18 protein-coding genes and 2 pseudogenes are annotated in these 22146 nt (G+C 63.0%); 9 read left to right on the top strand and 11 right to left on the bottom strand.

Features of this window, described 5'->3' with window-relative positions:
* Window positions 1-32 precede the first annotated feature (32 nt).
* Window positions 33-1466, bottom strand: a complete 1434-nt coding sequence (locus ACDH77_RS02905) for a GAD-like domain-containing protein (protein ID WP_372353719.1) — start codon at window positions 1464-1466, stop codon at window positions 33-35.
* A 368-nt stretch (window positions 1467-1834) separates the two neighbouring features.
* On the opposite strand from ACDH77_RS02905, the gene ACDH77_RS02900 reads away from it, so the two are divergent.
* The gene (locus tag ACDH77_RS02900) at window positions 1835-4162 is read left to right on the top strand and encodes a DPP IV N-terminal domain-containing protein (protein ID WP_371893387.1); all 2328 of its coding nucleotides are present in this window, start codon (window positions 1835-1837) and stop codon (window positions 4160-4162) included.
* A gap of 46 nt (window positions 4163-4208) precedes the next feature.
* On the opposite strand, the pseudogene ACDH77_RS02895 reads toward ACDH77_RS02900, so the two are convergent.
* Together ACDH77_RS02895 and ACDH77_RS02890 are read right to left on the bottom strand one after the other, a co-directional pair.
* A pseudogene (locus ACDH77_RS02895) lies at window positions 4209-4513 on the bottom strand (alpha/beta hydrolase family protein).
* Between the two features lie 47 nt (window positions 4514-4560).
* Entirely contained in the window at window positions 4561-4896 is a 336-nt protein-coding gene (locus tag ACDH77_RS02890) for a DUF3817 domain-containing protein (RefSeq protein WP_008577573.1), read from the bottom strand.
* 228 nt (window positions 4897-5124) lie between these two features.
* Here ACDH77_RS02890 and ACDH77_RS02885 point away from each other — a divergent pair, with 228 nt between their 5' ends.
* From ACDH77_RS02885 to ACDH77_RS02875, 3 genes are all read left to right on the top strand, one after another.
* Window positions 5125-5745 carry a YiiX/YebB-like N1pC/P60 family cysteine hydrolase gene (locus ACDH77_RS02885; protein ID WP_014089271.1) on the top strand — a complete coding sequence of 207 codons (621 nt, stop codon included), beginning with the start codon at window positions 5125-5127 and terminating at the stop codon, window positions 5743-5745.
* An 85-nt stretch (window positions 5746-5830) separates the two neighbouring features.
* A complete protein-coding gene (locus ACDH77_RS02880) occupies window positions 5831-6769 on the top strand; it encodes an alpha/beta hydrolase (RefSeq protein WP_041470000.1) in 939 nt (312 codons plus the stop codon).
* A 255-nt stretch (window positions 6770-7024) separates the two neighbouring features.
* Complete coding sequence (locus tag ACDH77_RS02875) at window positions 7025-7486, top strand: membrane protein (protein ID WP_014089269.1); 462 nt, start codon at window positions 7025-7027, stop codon at window positions 7484-7486.
* 132 nt (window positions 7487-7618) lie between these two features.
* Here ACDH77_RS02875 and ACDH77_RS02870 read toward each other — a convergent pair whose 3' ends face one another.
* The 3 genes from ACDH77_RS02870 to ACDH77_RS02860 all read right to left on the bottom strand — a co-directional run bounded on the left by ACDH77_RS02870 (window position 7619) and on the right by ACDH77_RS02860 (window position 10003).
* Window positions 7619-8014: a VOC family protein gene (locus ACDH77_RS02870; RefSeq protein ID WP_071117401.1), complete on the bottom strand. Its 396-nt coding sequence runs from the start codon at window positions 8012-8014 to the stop codon at window positions 7619-7621.
* A gap of 72 nt (window positions 8015-8086) precedes the next feature.
* Entirely contained in the window at window positions 8087-9061 is a 975-nt protein-coding gene (locus tag ACDH77_RS02865; protein ID WP_218488914.1) for a glutathione S-transferase family protein, read from the bottom strand.
* 162 nt (window positions 9062-9223) lie between these two features.
* A complete protein-coding gene (locus ACDH77_RS02860) occupies window positions 9224-10003 on the bottom strand; it encodes an SPFH domain-containing protein (protein ID WP_372353885.1) in 780 nt (259 codons plus the stop codon).
* Window positions 10004-10363: 360 nt separating this feature from the next.
* On the opposite strand from ACDH77_RS02860, the gene ACDH77_RS02855 reads away from it, so the two are divergent.
* Window positions 10364-11950, top strand: a complete 1587-nt coding sequence (locus tag ACDH77_RS02855) for an SDR family NAD(P)-dependent oxidoreductase (RefSeq protein WP_033479339.1) — start codon at window positions 10364-10366, stop codon at window positions 11948-11950.
* Window positions 11951-12287: 337 nt separating this feature from the next.
* Here the strand turns inward: ACDH77_RS02855 and ACDH77_RS02850 are convergent, their stop codons facing one another.
* A complete protein-coding gene (locus tag ACDH77_RS02850; protein ID WP_372353884.1) occupies window positions 12288-12875 on the bottom strand; it encodes a hypothetical protein in 588 nt (195 codons plus the stop codon).
* A 440-nt stretch (window positions 12876-13315) separates the two neighbouring features.
* Window positions 13316-13627 carry a hypothetical protein gene (locus ACDH77_RS02845; protein ID WP_372353718.1) on the bottom strand — a complete coding sequence of 104 codons (312 nt, stop codon included), beginning with the start codon at window positions 13625-13627 and terminating at the stop codon, window positions 13316-13318.
* Between the two features lie 302 nt (window positions 13628-13929).
* On the opposite strand from ACDH77_RS02845, the pseudogene ACDH77_RS02840 reads away from it, so the two are divergent.
* Window positions 13930-15039: pseudogene (locus ACDH77_RS02840) on the top strand (hypothetical protein); the annotation flags it as partial.
* A 42-nt stretch (window positions 15040-15081) separates the two neighbouring features.
* Window positions 15082-15426, top strand: a complete 345-nt coding sequence (locus ACDH77_RS02835) for a hypothetical protein (protein WP_218488936.1) — start codon at window positions 15082-15084, stop codon at window positions 15424-15426.
* A 59-nt stretch (window positions 15427-15485) separates the two neighbouring features.
* Here the strand turns inward: ACDH77_RS02835 and ACDH77_RS02830 are convergent, their stop codons facing one another.
* Both ACDH77_RS02830 and ACDH77_RS02825 read right to left on the bottom strand, forming a co-directional pair.
* Window positions 15486-15899, bottom strand: a complete 414-nt coding sequence (locus ACDH77_RS02830) for a hypothetical protein (protein ID WP_029818557.1) — start codon at window positions 15897-15899, stop codon at window positions 15486-15488.
* A gap of 163 nt (window positions 15900-16062) precedes the next feature.
* Window positions 16063-16623, bottom strand: a complete 561-nt coding sequence (locus tag ACDH77_RS02825) for a DJ-1/PfpI family protein (protein WP_372353883.1) — start codon at window positions 16621-16623, stop codon at window positions 16063-16065.
* Window positions 16624-16718: 95 nt separating this feature from the next.
* Here ACDH77_RS02825 and ACDH77_RS02820 point away from each other — a divergent pair.
* Window positions 16719-17827 (top strand): IS3-like element ISXca2 family transposase gene (locus tag ACDH77_RS02820; RefSeq protein WP_087944180.1). Its coding sequence is split into 2 segments (ribosomal slippage): window positions 16719-16971 and window positions 16971-17827, totalling 1110 coding nucleotides; the frame shifts between segments, so codons are not numbered across the junction.
* A gap of 155 nt (window positions 17828-17982) precedes the next feature.
* A complete protein-coding gene (locus ACDH77_RS02815) occupies window positions 17983-18978 on the top strand; it encodes a DNA cytosine methyltransferase (protein ID WP_372353717.1) in 996 nt (331 codons plus the stop codon).
* Window positions 18979-19029: 51 nt separating this feature from the next.
* Here ACDH77_RS02815 and aceE read toward each other — a convergent pair whose 3' ends face one another.
* Window positions 19030-21717, bottom strand: a complete 2688-nt coding sequence (gene aceE / locus ACDH77_RS02810; RefSeq protein WP_372353716.1) for a pyruvate dehydrogenase (acetyl-transferring), homodimeric type — start codon at window positions 21715-21717, stop codon at window positions 19030-19032.
* Window positions 21718-22146 lie beyond the last annotated feature (429 nt).

Here is a 22146-nt window from a genome sequence, read left to right as displayed (position 1 = left end):
CCACCGCGCTGCCGGCGCTGCGCTCTGTCGCCTCATTCGGTGCTCAGGCGATTGGTCAACACATCGCCGACAACCGGGCCGTCTTCCACCTTGCCATCGCTGCCGCGTCGATACCTGATGCCGGCACGACACACAGCAGGGTCCATCTCCCATACCCAGCCAACCAGGGCGCGCCCTGTGCCTGGTGGCGAGCGTAGCGGCATGTTCATGCGCAGGCCATCGTCCTGGCCGCGGTCCAGCGAGCACATGACGGTGCCGGCGCCGTCGTCTTCAGCATCCGGGTCGATCTCGTCCACATGGGTGATGGTGGCGATGATCGCCTCGGCATTCACCTGTTGCTGCAACACGTGTGGAAGATCGGCAAGCGGTGGCGCGGTGCGCCCGCCGGATGGCTCCTGGACGAACGCATCGGTCAACCTCACCTTGCGGAAGTAGTACTCGCTGCGTCCGAGTGTTTTCGAGCCCTCCATGGCCGTTGCCATGTCTGCCAGTTCGTCGGTGCGCAGCAGGAACATCTCCGTACCCGAGCGCATGACCAGCAGTTGTGCATCGTTGGCATCGCTACCGCTCGAATCACGGCGCAAGCGGATGTCCAGGGTGAGGTAGCGATCGCCCATTTCGGTCTGCGTCACCTCAAAGCGCCCCGAATACGCACGCACATCGGTACGGGCATGGCTGCGATGATCGATCTTCCAGAACAGCAGGCGATATTGCCCGTCGGGTTCCAGTGACAGCATGCGATGCCAATCGATGTAGGACGACAGGTACAGGCCGTGCAGGTCGCCGCTCGCCTGTGGGTGCTGGAAGATGCCCTCGAACACAGGGCGCTGCTCTGCAGGCAATGCATCGGCAATGGTCGCGGGCGCGTCGGCCACGGGTGCGGGGGCATCGACAGCGTCGCGCAGCCGGGTGTGCAGCGCCAACGCATCGACCTTGTCGACCCGCAGCATCTGCATCGAGAGCAGCAGTTGGTCGATCTGGTAGACCTCGCCCGCAGCGAGTGGGCCGCACTCCTTGCGCGCGGCGGCAAGCCGGGCCGATGGAATCAGGGAATCGCAGAACGCCGCATCGCAGAGGGACTGGTTGAAGAAGTCCTCGAGGTTCCAGCTCAGATCGCCGGTGGCTTTGGAGACCGGATCCACATAGACCACGTCTTCGTCGGTGGCAGTGAGCTTGCGGTAGTACAGCAGTGCGCCGAAGGGCGTGAGCGCGATCGGAATACGCTGTACTGCGTCAGGTGGCGAGACGATCCAGCGATCCAGCACCGGCTGCCAGTGCCGGGGGTCGATCAGCGCCAATTGCATGCGTCCATAATGCCCCAGCCCTTTTTTACGCCATAGCTCGAGCAGACTGGCAGGCAGCACTGGCGCATATGCGGCAATCAGATCCATGGCGGCAGGCTGCGTCCTGCCTGGCGGATGCGCCTTGAGGAAGCGGGACAGTGCCAAGCGGCGAAACCAGGACATCAGACGGCCTCCAGTCAACATTGCGTGCGTGCAACACCCCATATCGTGCCGCATGGCCATGCCGGGGCACGGGAGAAGCGTAGTTCATCGCGCAAGGGCACGTCGTCGGTGGCTGATCGCGCAGCGGCGCACGTGCGGGCCGTGGGTGTCTTCGCCCACGATGGCGATGGCGATGGCGATCGAGCCCGCGCCGCCACGCAGCGGTGGTGCAGGGCCTGGGCGATCCGCTGGGCAACCGCTCGATTGCCGGCCCGCTTTCTCGGCCACGCGGGCACGACTTCTGGCAGAGGCGCCCAGCCCACGTGGCGGGTAGCATCGGACGGTCGCGCCGACCGCATTGCGCGCTCTTTTCATCCCGGAGAATCTTCATGCCCACCACCCCGTTGCCGCTGCGGCACCTGTGCCTTGCCGTCGCCCTGGCCGCTCTGCCGGCACTTGCCGGCGCGCAAGCCCCTGCCGTCACCGAGGCCGACTACGCGCGCGCCGAACGGCTGATCAGCTATGCCGCACAGCCACTGGTGGACCACGCCCTCACCCGCATCGACTGGCTGGATGCCACGCACGTGGCGTATGTCGATCACGATGCCAAGGGCAACCGGCTGCTGCAGCTGGACACCAGCACCGGCAAGACCACACCGCTCTTCAAACAGGCTGCGCTGGTTGCTTCGCTCAACAAGCTATTGAAGACCGGCGACAAGCCGCTCAAGGCCAACACCTTCGCACCGGTGGTCAAGGTCACCGCCGATGGTCGCTACCGCCTCAACGTGCGCGACACCGCCGTGGTCTGCGATGCGCGTGCGCGTTGCAGCAAGCTGTACGCCAAGGACAAACCGGAACCGGGCGTGCTGTCGCCGGACAAGCGCAGCGAAGCCTTCATACGCGACTGGAACCTGTGGATACGCGATCTTGCCAGCGGCCAGGAAACCCAGCTCACCCGCGATGGCGTGGAAAACTTCGGTTACGCCACCGATAACGCCGGCTGGCAGCACACCGACAATGCCATCTTGGCGTGGTCGCCGGACTCCCGCAAGATCGCCACCTTCCAGCAGGACCAGCGCAAGACCGGCGACATGTACCTGGTCAGCACCAAGCTGGGACATCCGGAACTGCAGGCGTGGAAATATCCGCTGGCCGGCGACAAGGACGTGACCATGATCGAGCGCGTCATCATCGACGTGCCCACCCGCAGCGTGCTGCGCCTGAAAACACCGCCGGATCAACATCGCTCCACGCTCTGCGACGACGTGAGTTGCTCGCCTGGCCTGTGGGACGACGTGAAGTGGGCACCGGACAGCAAGACGCTGGCATTCGCCTCCACCTCGCGCTTCCACAAGCAGACCTGGTTGCGTATCGCCGATGCCAGCACCGGCGCGGTGCGCACCGCCTTCGACGAAACCGTCAAGACCTATTACGAAAGCGGCCAGGTCGCCGCCAACTGGGCGTATCTGCCGGCCAGCAACGAGGCGGTGTGGTTCTCCGAACGCAGCGACTGGGGCCAGCTGTATCTCTACGATCTGGCCACCGGCAAACCCAAGCGCGCCATCACCACCGGCGAAGGCAACGTCACCGAATTGCTGCGCGTGGACCCGGTCACGCGCACCGCATGGTTTGTCGGCGTCGGCCGCAGCGCAGGCGTGGACCCGTACTACCAGCAGCTGTGGAAAGTCAGCCTGGATGGCGGCGATCCGGTGTTGCTCACGCCGGAACCGGCCAATCACAGCATCGCGCTGTCGCCCGACGGTGCACGTTTTGTCGACACCTATTCCACCTCGGTCACGCCGCCGGTCACGTTGCTGCGCGAAGCCGGCGACGGCCGCACCGTCAGCACGATCGCCACCGCCGATATCACCCGCCTCAAGGCGGCCGGCTGGGTACCGCCGGAACCCATCACAGTGAAGGCACGCGACGGCAAGACCACGTTGTACGGTTTGATGTTCAAACCCACCAACTTCGACCCGACGCGCAAGTACCCGGTCATCGATTACGTCTACCCCGGCCCGCAGACCGGCTCGGTGCGCGGGCGCAGCTTTCTCGCCGGCCATGGCGACAATCAATCGCTGGCCGAACTGGGCTTTATCGTCATTGCCATCGATGGCATGGGCACGCCGTGGCGCTCCAAGACCTTCCACGACACCTGGTACGCCGACATGGGCGACAACACCTTGCCCGATCAGGTCGCCGGCTTGAAGGAGCTGGGTCAACGTTATCCCTGGATCGATCTGGATCGCGTCGGCATCTGGGGCCATTCCGGCGGCGGCAACGCCTCGACCGGCGCGATGCTGCGTTATCCGGATTTCTTCAAGGTGGCCTGGTCGGAAAGCGGCAACCACGACAATCGCGGCTACGAAGACGATTGGGCCGAGAAGTATCACGGCGAGCACATCGTCAACACCGACGGCACCTCCAATTACGACGACCAGGCCAACGCCAATCACGCCAGCAAGCTCAAGGGCCGGCTGATGCTGGTGCACGGCACCCTGGACGACAACGTGCCGCCGTACCTCACCTTGCTGGTGGCCGATGCCTTGATCAAGGCCAACAAGAACTTCGACATGCTGATGCTGCCCAACGCCAAGCACGGCTACGGCGATCTCACCCCGTACGTCACCCGCCGTCGCTGGGATTACTTCGTGCAGTACCTGCTCGGTGCGACCCCGCCGGCGCAGTATCAGATGCAGCCGATGCCGGCCAATTGAGCGGCGTGCAGGCGGCGCGGTGGCCGCTGCTGCGCCATGTCCGCAGCTAACGCGTCATCGCGCCAAGGTGCCGCACCACACGTGTCATCCGGGTAGACCCGGATGACACGGCGGCCACTCGCTTGGCCGTACTGCCACCCAAGTGCTTCCTCAAAAACGCCAGCACGCGCGTGTCGTACCCGCGTCGATGCGGCTCGATGAAGAACCCGTAGCCCTCGTTGGGGAAGTACAGCGATTACGCGGGCATCCTTGAGTGCGCACTCCATCCGTTGGGTGTGTTCGACCGGCGCGCTCGTCCTTGCCACCGGCCATAAGAAGCACCGGCATCTTGATCGGATTGGCCGGTGTCAGCGGCGAACGTGCTGCCAGGGGGCTGCGCGCGCCGGGCGCGCAGCGGCTCAGTGCGAAACAGGTTGCCGCTGGCCCAGCAAGCCGAGACGCCGGAACCACATCTCCAGCGGCACCGTCACCAGCGGCGGCAACGCCGCCAGCAGACTCAAGGCCCATGCCCACCACGGCCAGCGCAGCCGCAGTGCGGCAATCACGCTGACCGCGACATAGAACAGGAACGCCGCGCCATGCAGGCGCCCGAACACCCAGACCACGAGCTCGGTGCTCTGCAGCCCGTACTTCAGAAACATGCCGACCAGCAATCCGGCCCAGGTCAGTCCTTCGAAAAATGCAGCCAACGCAAACAGCCGGCCGATCGGCGACAACGCAGAAGACACACGCATACAACACTCCAGACGGACAGGGATTGCCGCGACGCGATGGCGGCGGCGACGCCCGCTGGCAAGGCCAGTCTACAGTCCAACTCAACGACGCTGAGGTTAAATGGCCAGGCAAGCGCATGCGCCTTGCGACCGATGCGCGTGATACGTGCCCAGTGCCCACATGCGTTTGGCACCGCCGCCGCACATCCCGGCGATAATGCCGGCTCCGTCATCCTCAAGCCTCGCACCATGCGCATCGCACTGCTGTTGTTCCTGCTGGTTGCCTTATTGCCCGCCACGGCGCTGGCGCTGAAGGTGCGCGATGGCGATCTGCTGTTCGTCACTGCGGCGCACACTGGCCTCAGCGGCGCCATCGACGATGCAACTGCCACCCAGGGGCAACCCAGCTTCGACCATGTCGCGCTGGTGGCGCATGCAGGCGACGTTGCGGTGGTGCTGCATGCCGACGAATACGGTTCGCGCGAGCAGCCACTGCAGGCATTCATCGATGAGGCCACCGCCAAGCAGCGGCAGATCTTCGTGTATCGGCTCACCCCCGAACATCGTCCTGCCATCCCCGATGCCATTGCCCAGGCATGGCGCATGCTTGGCAAGCCCTACAACGACACTTACGTGCAGGACGACAACCGCTATTACTGCTCGGATTTCATCGAGCGCGCCTTCCGCGCGCATCACGTGTTCGCCCTGCAACCGATGAACTTCAAGAACCTGCAGACCGGCAAGATTTCGCCATACTGGATCGATTTCTACCGCAGCAAGGGCATGCCTGTGCCGCAGGACATGCCGGGCACCAATCCGAACGATATGGCCACGACGGCGGCGTTGACCTCGATGGGTCGGCTGAACTAAACGCCGCGTGCCGATGTCCCCAGACGATTCCGGGGTGACCCTGCAGGAGACTGCTTTGAAGAATGCGATGTTGGCAGGATTAGGGATCGCGCTGTTGGTCGGCTGCGGCAAGGCACCAGCGCCGACGCCGGCTAAAGCAGCAACGCCGCAGGCAGCGGTCGCAGTGCGCACGCCTGCCCATGCCCCGGGCAGCCAGCGTGGCGAGGGCCACCCTTATGAGCTGGCCGATACGCAGGTCTGGGACGTACCGGATCCAGTCTCGGGGCGTCGCTATCAGGTCTTCGTCGCCCTGCCACGCGCTTATGCGGAAAATCCGCAGCGGCGTTACCCGGTGCTGTATGCCACCGACGGCGACTACGCGTTTGCGCTGGTCAAACAGATCGCACGTCGCTTGAATGGCGAAGGCCCGGCCATCGAGGATTTCATCCTGGTTGGGCTGTCCTACGCCGTCGGCGAGGAACCCATGCCCAGCCGCAGGCGCGACTATACGCCGACGCCGGAAGACGGCCCTAACGCGGCGCCGGTGGCGACCCACGGCAAGAGCGCTGCCTATATCCGCTACCTGCGCGAGCAGGTCTTGCCGTTTGTGGCCAACCACTACCGAACCGACGAACAGCGGCGCCTGTATCTGGGGCATTCGTACGGCGGCCTGCTCGGCACGGACATCCTGCTCAGCAGCCCGGAGATGTTTTCTGGCTATATCCTCGGGAGCCCGTCGTACTGGTATGGCGAACATGCCATGGTGGCGCAGGAAAAGACCTTTGCAGCCACGCATCGCGATCTGCCGGCGCAGGTGTACATGTACGTCGGTGAGTACGAGCAAGTGCGTTATCACCAGACCTACGACATGGTCATCGATACCCAGAACATGGCGCGTGCGTTGCGTGCGCGTGGCTATCCGTCGTTGCATCTCACGCTTGAGGTTCTCAACGATGAGGACCACCTGAGCATCGGGCCGCGCGGCATCACCCACGGCTTGAAGGTGTTGCTCGGGAGCAAGGCTGCCGATCGGAGCGAGCGCTGACGCAAGGCATGGCCTCGGGATATTCAAGTGCCCAAGGCAATGGCATGCACCGCAGCGGTCAGCCACGGACACCACCGGTTGCTGCGCCAGCGGTTTGCGCATGGCAGCGGCCGGCATGCGAGCACAACCGATGCGTAGCGTGCACAACATCTTGCCAACTCCCACACACGCCACGCCCTAGTCTGCGCAGATCGATGACAGCGTGCCACGCGCAGGCATTCCGCCTGCGATGGTCGAGCACATGCAGAGGTGCACATGGCTTTGATCCACTCCATCCTGATGGGCGTCGTCGCCGGCATGCGGTCGATGACGCCGCTGGCGGCCGTCGCCAATGCTGCACGCACCGGCAAGCTGCCTGCCGACAATGGTGCGCCGGCACTGCTCGCCAACCCACTGGCATCGGCCGGCATGTTGGCATTGGCTGGCGGCGAGCTGGCCGGCGACAAGATGAAGACCGCGCCCGACCGCATCGTGCTGCCCGGCATGATTGCGCGCATCGCCACAGGTGTGATCGTCGGCACTGCATTGGCGCCACGCGAACAACGCGGCATCGCCGCGCTGCTCGGTGCGACGACCGCCGTTGCCGCCGCCTATCTCACCTTCAATGCACGCATGCGTGCGATCGAGCGCTATGGCCAAACCAGCACCGGCGTGGTCGAAGACGCAATCACGGTAGGCGCGGCGACGCTGATCATGCGCGATGCGGCCAAGCGATAACGCATCTCCACGGATCCATGCATGATGCTTGAAGGCCTGCCACGGGTTGTGCAGGCCGTGCTCGCATAGCGCTCCGTCGCCGCTATCAACTCAGCAAATTATGCCTGTGACAGACCGCGTAACAGACCTTGCTCACGCCGGGCGATAGATCGCACACAGCTTGTTTCCATCAGGGTCGCGCACGTACGCCAACCACGTCGGCCCCATGCTGCTCTCACGCAAACCGGGCGGTCTTTCGATGGAAATGCCGCCAGCAGCGACCGCGCTGTCATGAAAGTGCTGCACTTGCTCCGGCGAGTCGCATTTGAAGCCAACCGTTGCACCGTTACCCGGGCTGGCGGGTTCGTCGTTGATCGGCTCGCTTACACAAAAAGTGCTGCCTGCATGCCGGTAGAACAGGCGCGTGTGCCCGCTTGCTGCCTGATTGACGAACGGCGCAGGCGCACCGAAGACACCTCCTAGCACTGCATCGTAGAACGCTCGCGCACGCGCGATATCGTTCGTTCCTACCATGACATGATTGAGCATGACGTCGCCTGTTGATCGCGCGGGTGCGCAGCATACGCCACCATACCCGCTGTGCCATGTCGACCATGCGAATCAGTCGCCACGCCCATGAGGCGCATCCAGATCCAGTAGCGGCCCCATCGGGACGATACCGGTGGGGTTGATGGTGTCGTGGCTCTGGTAGTAATGCCCCTTGATGTGCTGGAAGTTCACGGTGTCGGCAATCCCCGGCATCTGGTAGAGCTCGCGCAGGAATCCAGACAGCTGCGGGTAGTCGGCAATGCGCCGGAGATTGCATTTGAAGTGCCCCACGTACACCGCATCGAACCGCACCAGTGTGGTGAACAGGCGCCAGTCGGCTTCGGTGAGCCGGTCGCCGCAGAGATAGCGTTGTGCGCTCAGGCGCGCCTCCAGCCAGTCCAGGCTTTCGAACAACGGCAACACCGCTTCGTCATAGGCCGCCTGGGTAGTCGCAAAGCCCGCCTTGTAGACCCCGTTGTTGACGGTGTCGTAGACACGCGCGTTCACAGCATCGATCTGCTCGCGCAGCGGCTCCGGATAAAAATCACCGTCTGCAGCGCCAATCGCGTCGAAGGCGCTATTGAACATGCGGATGATCTCTGCCGACTCGTTGCTGACCACGGTCTTGCGCTCGCGGTCCCACAACACCGGCACCGTGACCCGGCCCGAGTAATGCGGGTCGGCCTTGAGATACACCTCGTACAGATATTGCGCGTGATTCTCGGTGTCGCCGACCACGCCTGGCCCATCGGCGAAGGTCCAGCCGTTTTCGCGCATCAGCCAGTGCACGATGGACACGTCGATCATCGACTCCAGCCCTTTCAGGCGCCGGAAGATCAGCGTGCGGTGCGCCCATGGGCAGGCGAGCGACACATACAGGTGATAACGCCCCGAAGCCGCCTGGAACCCGCCCTGGCCATGCGGCCCGGCGCTGCCATCGCGCGTGACCCAATTGCGAAACTGCGACTGCGAGCGCTCGAACCGTCCCTCGCTCTTGCTGGTGTCATACCACCTGTCCTGCCATTTCCCATCGACCAACAGACCCATCGTGCTTTCTCCCGCCGCGACGCTCACTGGCGACCGTAGCCCAGCGATGTTGCAGGCTGCGTGAGCAGCGCGATGGTGCGCGAGCGTGGCACGCGATCACCGTGGAAGAATGCAGGCAGGCGCATCGCCCGGTGCGGGCGCCTGGCGGCCGGCAAGACGCACCTATCTTGCAATCACCGCCGTTCCCGATGGCACCATGTAGCACGCCTGCGCTTTCTTGCAGGCCTCGGCATTGAGCTCGGCGATCTGGCTGGCCAGGCACTGCTCCGGCGTCAGCCCCATGCGGTTGCGGTACGCGTTGTCGGCGTCGGCCTTGGCCTCTTGCTCCTGCTCGCGCTGCCGTTCTGCGGTGGTCGCCTCCACCAGGGTCTTGACCCGCTGTTGCTGCGCGGCGGTCAGATTCATCTGTTGCAACACATCCGGATTCGGACGTGCGCGGCCCAAGGTGATGTTCTGGATCTGGATCGGCAGGCCTTGCTCCTTGACCAAGGCACTGACGTTTTGTGTCACCGAATCGTCGATCTTCCTGGCCGTGTCCGGGTCGCTCATCATCTTGGTCATGTCGTAGCGCTTGACCTGGTCGCGCACGATGGACGCGTACTGGCTGGCCACGTTGTTCTTGAACCAATCCTGCCCAAACCTGGACAACAGCAGCGCCGGCGCAGTAATCCTGTATTGGATCTGGGTGGAGAAGTCCAACAGGATGTTGTCGCTGGAGGAAAAATCGTCGAATGCCACCTGCACGGTTTGCGGCGTCACATCCACATAGCTGGCCGACGTGGTCAGCCAGGTGTAAGTGCGCCCGGGATCGCGCACATCGTCCAGGCGGATGCCGCCCTTGCCGAAGAACAAGGGCTTATCCACCAACACGGCCTGCTGCCCCGGATCGGGCGACACAACGGTGCACGCACACAGCAAGCCGGCCAGCCCGATGGCCAGCATGGAAGTCTTCATCGATGTCCCCTTGAATGCCCCGGGCGCCAATTCGCGCCGGTGTGGCGGAAGATTACCCAAACATCCGGCCAGTCGCATCCTGCCCGCAGCTGGGGGACGTTCACCGACAGCTCGTCGCTCATGGAGCGCCCAAGGCCGCCAGCCGAGCGCGCGGCAACAGCCTGGCTGACCCGCTCAGCCGCCCGTATTGGCGCCAGCCACCCACAATCGGCGAAAATGTCCGCCTGCCGACATCCCGGCCAGCGGCCAAGCGCAGCGGCGCCCTGCCCGCCTGCTCCTGTCATCGTCTTCGCCTGCTGGCTGCCGGCCATCGTGCCTGCGTTGCCAGCCGCCCATTCCGGATCTGCCTTGAACACCAACGTCCCACCCGTGCCCAACGACGAGCTGCCCCTGACCGACCGCCTGCGCGCGGCCCTGGACGTGCTGGAGGCCATCGACGCCGACCGCAGCGTACTGGACACCCTGCCCGAAGCCGACCGCGTGCGGCTGCATCAAGTGGTTGCCAAGGTCTATCACCCCGAGCCGAAGGCGCGGCGGCAGTTGCTCAAGCAGCGCGAGCGCGAGCGCCATCAGGAAAAGGTGCGCAAGGCCGAAGCGCTGCTGGAACAACGCGGTATCCGCGCACTACGACGCAAACCGGTATTCAGCACGCCAAACTATTTCCCGCCGCATGCCGCCGGCCTGCACGATGCCCACAACGGCGAAAACGCCACTGCCGCGGCGGAGCCCACGCATTCGCCCGAGCTGCGCCATTGCTATGTCTGCAAGCAGAAGTTCACCGAGCTGCATCATTTCTACGACCAGATGTGCCCGACCTGTGCGGAGCTGAACTTCTTCAAGCGCACCGAAACCGCCGACCTGCGCGGGCGCGTCGCCTTGCTGACCGGCGGGCGCGTCAAGATCGGGTACCAGGCGGGGTTGAAGCTGCTGCGCGCCGGTGCAGAGTTGATTGTCACCACGCGCTTTCCGCGCGATTCGGCCGCGCGCTATGCGCAGGAGCCGGACTTCGCGCAGTGGGGTCATCGCCTGCAGGTGTTCGGGTTGGACCTGCGCCATACCCCCAGCGTGGAAGCGTTCTGCAATGAACTGCTGGCCACGCGCGAGCGGCTGGATTTCATCATCAACAACGCCTGCCAGACCGTGCGGCGCCCGCCGCAGTTCTACGCCCACATGATGGCCGGCGAAACTGCCGCATTGCACGAATTGCCGGAGACCGTGCGGAATCTTGTCGGTCATTACGAAGGCCTGCGCACCCCGGAGTTGCTCCGCGATGCCTCGGCCACCGCGTTACCCGCGGTGCATGGCCGTGGGCTCGACAGCGCCGACGGCCTCACCCGTGCCGCCGAACTCTCGCAGATCGCGTTGCTGGACGACGAGCTGGTAGGCCAGCAGCATCTGTTTCCTGATGGGCGACTGGATCAGGACCTGCAGCAGGTCGATCTGCGCGGCCGCAATTCCTGGCGCCTGCTGATGGCCGAAGTGCCGTCGGTGGAGCTGTTGGAAACGCAGCTGGTCAACGCCATCGCGCCCTTCATCATCAATGCGCGTCTCAAGCCGTTGATGCTGCGCACGCCCGAACGCGACAAGCACATCGTCAACGTCTCGGCGATGGAAGGCCAGTTCTATCGCAACTTCAAGACCACGCGCCACCCGCACACCAACATGGCCAAGGCCGCGTTGAACATGATGACGCGCACCTCGGCGGCTGATTACCAGAACGACGGCATCCATATGAACAGTGTGGACACCGGCTGGGTCACCGACGAAGACCCGGCAGAGATCGCCGCGCTCAAGGTGCAGCAGGAACGCTTCCACCCACCGCTGGATATCGTCGACGGCGCCGCGCGTATCGTCGACCCGATCATCCACGGCTTCAACACCGGCGAACATGTGTGGGGCCAGTTCTTGAAGGATTACGCGCCGACCGATTGGTGAGGCGCGATGACGGGGCCTGGCGATCCATACCGGCACGCGTATTCCTCACCACCAGCAAAAACGGTGTTCGATTGACGCTGTCGGCATCCGGCGCTATTGGCGCGATGCGCAGTGACACAGACTGCAAGTGCGTGCAAGAAACGTGTCGACCATATCGTCAGCACATCCTTGCAGAGGCGGCAGACAGCATCAACGACTCGTCTTCCATCTAGCCACGTCTGTCGTCAGGGATGCCATTCCTGCTTTTTTGCCCGCGTGCTGCAATCACGCAGGCCAACGTCTCGTCATTGGCCTGCATCATCGCTGGCCACATCCTGAGCTGATGCAACGCTAGAGATTATTTGCAGTCTTTGGAGACGGGCGCCACATCGACAGGAGTTACCTGTCCATCAACGGCAACCCGTTTGACCGCCCAGGTGCAGACCGAGTTGCGAAAGTCCAGGTCCAACGCAACCTCGTAATCGGCACCCGCCTCCGGAACAAAGGTGGACGCCAGCAACGGCCCGCATGTCCAACCGCTTTTGAAGCCCGGCGTGCTGGTCCAATGCGCCGGCGAACTGGCACCGGCTTCCACCACCACCGGCTTGCCGGCTTCGATCGCATATTCCTTGTAGAACGGCTTGGAACCGATCATCTTGCGCTCGTGCAGGTTGCGCGTGTTCTGGGTCTCCGGAATGCCGATCGCCTGGTTCTTCACCGACCCCATCAGCGAGCCGAACGCGCTCCCCAACGAACCGGACGCACGCACCTTCTCGCCATACGTGGCGGTACACACAGCGTCCTTGTACAACACGATTCCCACGCCGTTCTGACCAAACATCCGGATGCGCGCACCCGTGCCATCGATCTGCGCAGGCACTTTTTCGGCAGCCAGTACGGGGGCGACACACGCAGCCGCCAAGGACACAACGAGCAATCGAATCATCACGTTCAACACAGCCTCCACAGTTCCATCGAACCTTCTGGTGAGCGTGGATTTACGGCAGGTTGCGTGAAGTCTTGAACTCCGGTGCAAGTGCCACGCCCAAAGTGAGGCACATATCACCGAAGGCATCACATCTGCCTGGCCGAGCGATGCGCTTTTGCCCGCGATGTGGCCGCAACGCTCTGCATCCTTCGACACAGAAACCGGCCATGTTCGCACCGTCTCCAGACAGCCCTCGCTGTTGAGCGGCATCTGACGATGTAAAGCGGGGACAGAGGTGTTCCGAACAGCCGGGCGCGCCTGCATTGGCATCTACGCAAGAAGGAAGAAGCTTCCTTCCAGTGGCAGAGCAGATGAACCCGCGCCTTGTGCAGTTTTTGCCGCGCGGTGCTTGGCCGACTCACGCTGCAATCGTCCCGGCAGGCGTCGCGGGCTCTGCGCTATCGCCGATCCGCATCCTTGATGGCTTGCGCGCGCGCAAGCGTGTTGGTCAAGGCCAAAACCTCCGGCAATTCGTGCCGAAAGGCATCTACCTGCCCGGCTGGCACGACACCTTCGAAGTTTGACTGGTCGAAGATGGGGCGGCCTTCCATGTAGAACCCATCGCGGCCCTGCACGACGAAGTGGAAGCACGATTGCCACCGCGGATCAGGGCGCGCCGACAATTCCACATTGACTTTACTGTGCGCGCGCCCGGTGTCGCCCGAGGTGACGGTCACGGTGCGCGCCGTGATCTGGTTCCCGATATTCATGCAGGCAATGATCGGCGCTAGGCCGTCGCCGCGCTGTGATCCACGAGGCTGCGGATTCTTTCAAGAGCACGCAACCACGCACCCTTCACGTCATCACGACACACCGTTGAAGACGCGATTTCCAGCAGGTAAAGCCAATGCCTGTTAGCGGCCTTGCACAGAGCTAGCGACAACTCACATGGGCACCAGAGGCGGACTTAAGTGCACTCGCAAAATGCTGCAGGCCGGCGAAGTCGTTGATCGGTTGTCGCGAGCCGCTACGATGGTGCGTATTGTCGCGGCCCCCAGCAAGGACGTTGCCCATGTCACAGCACGCGATCGAGGACGTGATCGAACGCGCCATCCACCTGGTCGATCGCAGTACGCAAAACGCCGCGCACCAGGCCGCGCTCATCCACGCCTTGCTCCACCTGCAGGCACGCTACGACACCGGCCTGACCTGGCTGCGCATGCATGAGGTGCTGCTGCGCCACGACGTGCTGGTGCGCACGCCGGTGGAGGCCATCGACGATGCGGCGCTGCGCGCCCAAGCGAGGGCTGCCGAGACATCGTGCTGGTTGGAGAGCGATCGTGGCACGGGCTATCTACACCTGGAAGAAAACGCATCCGTGCTCTACCAGCAAACGGGAACCGGCCACGCCATGCCGGTTTCCGCCTTGTTCCGTGCCGTGCTGACGCTTGCCGATCAGGCCGACGATGGCGAGTTGTTCACCAACTTCTATGGCCTGCTGGTCAACGGCTGGCTCGACGCCACATTCACCGCCGAGGACGGCCTGGCGTCGTCGCTGGACGGTCTTGTCGCCTGCGATGACCTGCAGGCAATCCGTGGCATCGCCGCGCGGCGTGGACTCAAGCGCCGGCGCGGCGTGTCGGAAGATCTCGCGCTGCCTCACCTCAGCGAGAGCCAGGAGCCTGGCGAGATCGAGCAAAACGCCGGCTTGCGCTTCTTCTTGCAGCCCAAGCGCACGCCCACTGCCTTGCTGGCCGCACGCAACAGGACCCGGCGCCAGCTCGCACGCGTGCAGGAACTGATCCCGATGCTGGTGGAGCAGCGCCTGAGCGCCGCGCTGCAGCAGGCAGGTTGGTCGCCGGTTGCCGCGCCACCTGAGCATCCATGGTGTTGGACCCGCGACCGCGACGGCAGCCGCCAGTGTCTGTGGGCCACCCACGACGCGACGTGTGGGGAGTTGATTGTCCAGGCAGGCCTGCAGCACGCCCGGCTGCTGGACTGGCAGCAACGTTCGGCAACCACCCAACTGCACGACCTGCACATATACGATCGTGCCGCACCGCTGCTCGGCGAGCATGTGCTCAACCCCAAGGACATCGGCACGTATGGCGGCGTGAGACTGGACCCGGCTCGCAGCGATGCGCAGCTGGGCAACGCCTTCGACCGTCTGGCCGCTGCCCTCCCTGCCCTGGACGCGTACTACTTCGATGTGATCGCGCAGCAGTTGTCCGGGCCATTCTTCGATCGCGACCTCGAGATAGTCATGCGCATGATGGAGGAAGGCCACAGCACCGGGGCAATTGCCCAGGATGTGCTGCTTGCCAGTCCCGACAGCACATTACTGGCGTTTGTGTTCCACCATCTGGAACATGGGGACGACGTCGCTGCGGCAGCGGTGGTTGAGCGCCTGCGCGCACGCCATGCCGCGCGTACGCGTCTGAATGCCTGGCATCGCGCGTATCTGACCCCATTCCTGCAGCAATGGGACCACGGGCAGCGCGATATGCCGATGCCGCCAGTGCAGCACGTCCTCCTGCTCAATCACCTGCGCGCACGTGAATCCGTCTGAACATGGTCGCCGCCATGACCGCGCTTGGCACCGTTCGAATCGGTGACCTCGGCCATGGTTCAGCCCTCCTGCGTCGCCTTTTGAAACTCGATACGCCCGTGATCGCCCGAATATTTTCTCTTGACCAGGATGCGGTCGGCCGGCGTGATGCAGCTATTTTCCAGCGAATTGGCTACATGGGCTTCCTCAACGAAGAACTCTTCGTAAGGCAACGGCAGTACGGATGTCTCACCGCCCTGATCGAACGTGAGCAACAAACTGTCCTCGCGCTCGAAGCACAGCCGACTCCAGGCAACATCGGCCAGTTTCCCGGCTTCGACAACAGCCGATTCCTTACCTGCAAGCAGTGCCGCAACATTCTGCGAAAACTGCTTTTTTGAAATCGGGGGCTTGGTCATGCCGCATCCTGCAAGCGTGGCAACGGCAACGGCGGCCGCGAACGAAAGGTAACGACGGAAGATGGCCAATGGCATGGGGGCGCGGCTCCTTGCTGCGGGCTGGTAGACAGGTGGACCAGGATCAAGCGCTGCACGGCGCTTCATCAGCGCGCAGCCTGGCCCCACCTGGTGCATTGCGGCTCCGGTCGCATCTTGCCGCTGAGCCGGATCAACAAGACAGTCTCAGCGCACCCACCATTTAGCCGGCAGCGAGGGCGGTGGCAAACGGGTCGTCGCCGGCATCCTCGTTCCAGACGTACTCCGCGATGCTGGCGACTTCCTTGGCAGCGTCGTGGCCGAAGATCTTCGCAATGAGCGCCAGCGCCATGTCCGTTCCAGCGGACACGCCTGAGGATGTGAATAGATGTCCATCCTCCACCCAGCGCGCACGCTTCACCCACTCCGCCTTCGGACCCTGCGACGTCACCCAGGCGAAGGCGCGCTTGTTGGTGGTGGCGCGCCGCCCATCCAGCAGGCCGGCGCGCGCAAGCAATACGGCGCCAGTACAGATGCTGGCCACATGCGGGGCCGTGTGCGCCAGGCGCGCAATGCCAGCAACCAACGCGGCGTTGTCCACCTCGCGGCGCGTGCCCATGCCGCCCGGCACCATCAGGATGTCGACTGGAGGCGCCGAATCCAGCGCGCATTCCACCGCAACCGTTGGGCCGGCGCTACTGGCGACTGCGCCGACACGTTCGCCGAGCATCACGATCCTCACCTTGCCTTCCAGATTGCCGAACATATCCAGCGGCCCGAACACATCCAGCAACTGGAAGCCCTCTGTCGACTCCCCGTAAACTTGATCCAGCCATAACTAGAGGTCTCCGGGCACACTAGCCATCAAGGAGACCACCAATGCGCAAGAGCAAGTTCACCGATAGCCAGATCGTCGCCACGCTGAAGCAGGTCGAGGGTGGCCGCCAAGTCAAGGATGTGTGTCGTGAGCTAGGGATTTCCGATGCGACGTACTACGTCTGGAAATCCAAGTACGGCGGCATGGAGGCCGCTGATGTGCAGCGCCTTCGCGACCTGGAGACCGAGCACAACAAGCTCAAACGCATGTACGCCGAGCTGGCGATGGAAAACCATGCATTGAAGGATGTCATCGCAAAAAAACTGTAGACCCGGCGCACAAGCGCCCGCTTCTGGCCTGGCTCATCGAGCAGCATGGCTGGAGCGAGCGCCGGGCCTGTTCGGTGGTTGGCGTGGCGCGCTCGACGATGCGCTATCAGCGTCGTCCCGATCGGGATGATGAGGTTATCGCGCTGTTGTCCGAGTTGGCCGAGCGTTTTCCTGAGCGTGGATTTGGAAAACTTTTTCAAATCATCCGCCGTCGCGGACATGTGTGGAACCACAAGAGGGTCTGGCGCGTGTATTGCCTGATGAAGCTCAATCAACGTCGTCGCAGCAGGCGCCGGGTACCGACGCGTCATCCACAGCCGCTGGCCTGCGGTGATCGCCCCAATGCTGGATGGTCGATCGACTTCATGTCCGATGCGTTATGGGACGGTCGGCGTTTTCGCACGTTCAATGTCATCGACGATTTCAGTCGGGAAGCCTTGGCGATCGAAGTGGACCTGAATCTTCCGGCCGCCCGCGTCATCCGCACGTTGGAACGCATCGCAGCTTGGCGCGGCTATCCGAACAAGCTACGTTTGGACAACGGGCCGGAATTTGTCGCGCTGGCCTTGTCCGAGTGGGCCGAGCGTAAGGGCATCGCCTTGGACTTCATTGAACCGGGGCGTCCGATGCAGAACGGTTTTATCGAACGCTTCAACGGCAGCTACAGGCGCGGCGTGCTGGACATGCATCTCTTCCGCACGCTGAGCGAGGTCCGCGAACAGACCGAACACTGGCTTGCCGACTACAACCAACAGATCCCGCACGACAGCCTGGGCGGACTAACGCCCGCTGAGTTCCGTGATCAACATCAACCGCAGACCTCTAGTTTTAGCTGGCATTGAATTGCGGGGAGTCGACACGGCTACTGCTGTCCAGATTGTGGAAATTGCGGGCTATGAAATTTCCAAAAATTCGTCCGGAAATTTGGATATAATGGAAATATCTCAAAAGCTGAGCAATTTCATTTTGGCCTGGCGCGCGTCTAATGACTAAGCGAATGACTGCAATTGATCTATTTTCGGGCTGTGGCGGATTAACGCTAGGCCTCAAAATGGCTGGATTCCAGGTCTTGGCTGGCATTGAAATAGATACCAAAGCAGCTCTCACGTACAGACTAAATCACGGCGATGTCTCACTGATTGAAGGTGACATTCGTGAGACCGACCCAGTCGCACTGATGAGATCCCTCAAGATCAGGAAGGGAAAATTAGACCTCCTGGCCGCCTGCCCTCCTTGCCAGGGATTTTCGCGCATTCGCACAAAGAATGGCGCCAGAAGCAATAGCGACCCAAGAAATGATCTTGCGATGGTCTTTCTCTACTATGCCAAAGCTCTGAAACCGCGACATCTACTGCTAGAGAACGTTCCAGGATTGAGACGCCAGCCACTCTGGCAGGATTTGATACGCGGCCTTGAAAACGAAGGTTACGAAATAGTAGACGGTGTAATTGACGCCAATGATTATGGAGTTGCGCAGAGACGGAAGCGCTTGATTATGCTTGCCTCGCTCGGCCGGAAGCCCAGCCTACCTTGCATTTCCAATGAGCGTCCGACCGTTAGAGACGCCCTTCAAAATTCAAATATTTCAGATAATGACAATCTTCATCACATGCGGACATCCCACGCTCCACATGTGTTGGACATGATTAATAGAATTCCCAAAAATGGAGGCAGCCGATCAGACCTTCCGGAGGGTCTTGTGTTGCCATGCCATAAGCGAACTTCTGGTTTTAGCGATGTGTACGGCAGAATGGCATGGTCAAAGCCGGCACCGACCATCACTAGCGGCTGCCATAATCCTTCAAAGGGACGCTTTTTACACCCTGATGAAAATCGAGCGATTACGCTTAGAGAGGCAGCGCTGCTTCAGGGCTTCCCAGCCGATTATCAATTCGAAACAAGCCATGGTAAGGAAGCGATTGCGCTAATGATAGGTAATGCGCTTCCTCCCCCAATGATCTGTGCACATGCCAAAGCGCTTGTCATTGGATGATGTAAAAAAGGGCGGCCCATTGGCCGCCCTTTTTAATTCCCCTGTAGCCAGTCAAACCCCAACAGGATTCGCCTTCTCTGGATCAATCTTGTACTGCTTGATCGCCCGGGCCACATCCTTCCCCGTCATCTTCCCATCCTTCGCCAACGCCGCAATGGCGGCATGCGCGATGTAGTAGCGATCCACCTCGAAGAACCGACGCAGGTTGGCACGCGTATCCGAGCGACCGAAGCCATCCGTGCCGAGGACGGTGTAGGTCATCGGGACGAAGGCGCGGATCTGGTCGGCGAAGGCGCGCACGTAGTCGGTTGCGGCGATGGCCGGGCCCTGGCGGCCTTCCAGCAGCTGGGTGACGTACGGCTTGCGCTGTTCGGCTTCCGGGTGCAGTCGGTTCCAGCGTTCTACGGCGTAGCCGTCGCGGCGCACTTCGTTGAGGCTGGGGCAGGACCAGATGTCGGCGGTGACGCCGAAGTCCTTGTCCAGCAGCTCGGCCGCTGCAATGGCCTCGCGCAGGATGGTGCCGCTGCCCAGCAGCTGCACGCGCAGCTCGCCCTTCTTGGGCTTGCCGGCGTCCTTGAGCAGGTACATGCCCTTGATGATGCCCTCGGCTGCGCCGTCCGGCATGCCGGGGTGGGCGTAGTTCTCGTTCATCAAGGTGATGTAGTAGTACTCGTCGATCTGGTCTTCCATCATCGCCTTCATGCCGTGCTGCATGATGACGGTGACTTCGAAACCGAAGGTCGGGTCGTAGCTACGCACGTTCGGGATGGAGCCGGCGATGACCTGGCTGAAGCCGTCTTCGTGCTGCAGGCCTTCGCCGTTGAGCGTGGTGCGGCCGGCGGTGCCGCCGAGCAGGAAGCCACGCGTGCGCATGTCCGCTGCCTGCCAGGCGATGTCGCCCACGCGCTGGAAGCCGAACATGGAGTAGTAGATGTAGAACGGCAGCATCGGCACATCCGACACCGAGTAGCTGGTGCCGGCGGCCATCCAGGATGCAATCGCGCCCGGCTCGCTGATGCCCTGCTGCAGCACCTGGCCGGTCTGGTCTTCGCGGTAGTACATCAGCTGGTCGGCGTCGACCGGCTTGTACTTCTGGCCGAACGGGGCATAGATGCCGATCTGGCGGAACATGCCTTCCATGCCGAAGGTGCGCGCCTCATCGGCCACGATCGGCACGATGCGCGGGCCCAGTTCCTTGTCGCGCAGGGCGATGTTGAGGCTCTGCACGAAGGACATGGTGGTGGAATAGCTGCGCTCGCCGCTGTCCTTGAGCAGGCGCTCGAACTTGTCGAGCGTGGGCGCCACGAACGACTTGCTGGCCTTGGGACGGCGCGACGGCAGGAAGCCGCCCAGCACGTTGCGGCGCTCCTTCAGGTACTGCACTTCCGGGGAATCTTCGCCGGGGTGGTAGAACGGCACCTGGCCGTCTTCCAACTGGGCATCGGTGACCGGAATGTTGAAGCGGTCGCGGAAGTGCTTGACCGCCGCATCGTCCAGCTTCTTGGTCTGGTGGGTGGGGTTGAGCGCCTCACCGGCCGAGCCCATGCCGTAGCCCTTGACCGTCTTGGCCAGGATCACGGTGGGCATGCCGGTGGTGTTCACGGCCTGGTGGTAGGCGGCATACACCTTGTGCGGGTCGTGGCCGCCACGGTTCAGGCGCCAGATGTCGTCGTCGGACAGGCCGGCCACCATGGCCGCGGTCTCCGGGTACTTGCCGAAGAAGTTGGCGCGGGTGTAGGCGCCGCCGAAGGCCTTGCAGTTCTGGTATTCGCCGTCGACGGTTTCCATCATCAGCTTGCGCAGCACGCCGTCGCTGTCCTTGGCCAGCAGGGCATCCCAGTAACCGCCCCACAGCAGCTTGATGACGTTCCAGCCGCCGCCGCGGAACACGCCTTCCAGTTCCTGGATGATCTTGCCGTTGCCGCGCACCGGGCCGTCCAGGCGCTGCAGGTTGCAGTTGACCACGAAGATCAGGTTGTCCAGGCCTTCGCGGCCGGCCAGCGCGATGGCGCCGAGGGTTTCCGGCTCGTCGCTTTCGCCGTCGCCGATGAAGCACCACACCTTGCGGTCGGACTTCTCGATGAGGCCGCGGTTTTCCAGGTAGCGCATGAACTGCGCCTGGTAGATGGCGGCCAGCGGGCCCAGCCCCATCGACACGGTGGGGGTCTGCCAGAACTCGGGCATCAGCCACGGGTGCGGGTAGGAGGAGATGCCCTGGCCGTCCACTTCCATGCGGAAATTGTCCAGCTGGGACTGGCTGATGCGGCCTTCGAGGAAGGCGCGGGCGTAGATCCCCGGGGCGCTATGGCCCTGGATGAACAGCAGATCGCCCGGATGGTTGTCCGAAGGCGCACGCCAGAAGTGGTTGAAGCCCACGTCGTACAGCGTGGCGCTGGAGGCGAAGGAGGCGATGTGGCCGCCCAGGTCACCCGGCTTGCGGTTGGCCCGCACGACGGTGGCCATGGCGTTCCAGCGGATGATCGAGCGGATCTTCCACTCCAGCGCGGAGTCGCCGGGGTGCTTGGCCTCGTTGGCCGGTGCGATGGTGTTGACGTACTCGGTGGTGGGCGAGAACGGCAGGTAAGCGCCGGCGCGGCGGGTCTGTTCGACCATGCCTTCCAGCAGCTGATGGGCGCGCTCCGGGCCTTCGACGTCGATGACGGCCTTGATCGATTCGAGCCACTCCTGCGTCTCAAGCGGGTTCGGATCGTTGTGCAGCACTTCGTTCAACCAGTTCATTAGCGCTCCCGGGGGGACACACCCCGCGGGTGTGTCGACATCGTGAATTCGTGAACCCCCAAGTGTACCGCACGCACCTGTTGCCATTCCTCGCTACGGGTGCGTATGGAATGGGACGCTGTTGTGCGCTGCGTGGAGCCTGGGTGCCTGTTGAAACGCCGATGCGGCGCAGCGGGCGCGGCCGGTGTACGACCAAAGGATGAGGGGCAGCGGCAGGCGATGGCCGGGCGCTGCCGCATCGAGTGGGCCGCTGTGCATGCCCGCCCGTAGGAGCGCACCTGGGCGCGAGAGGCTTTCTCGGTGACGCCTCGCGCCCAGGTGCGCTCCTACGCGATGGCGGAGTCTGTGGGTTCGGCTGGGTGCCGTCGCCAGAACATCCCAGCGGCGGGCGCCGCCGATTGCAGGAGCGCACTTGAGCGCGAGCAGCTT

It is taken from the genome of Xanthomonas axonopodis pv. maculifoliigardeniae, assembly GCF_041519315.1.
Classification (GTDB): Bacteria; Pseudomonadota; Gammaproteobacteria; order Xanthomonadales; family Xanthomonadaceae; genus Xanthomonas; species Xanthomonas euvesicatoria.
The sequence above is the reverse complement of the archived record's forward strand: the minus strand, read 5'-3'. Positions and strand labels throughout refer to the sequence as shown.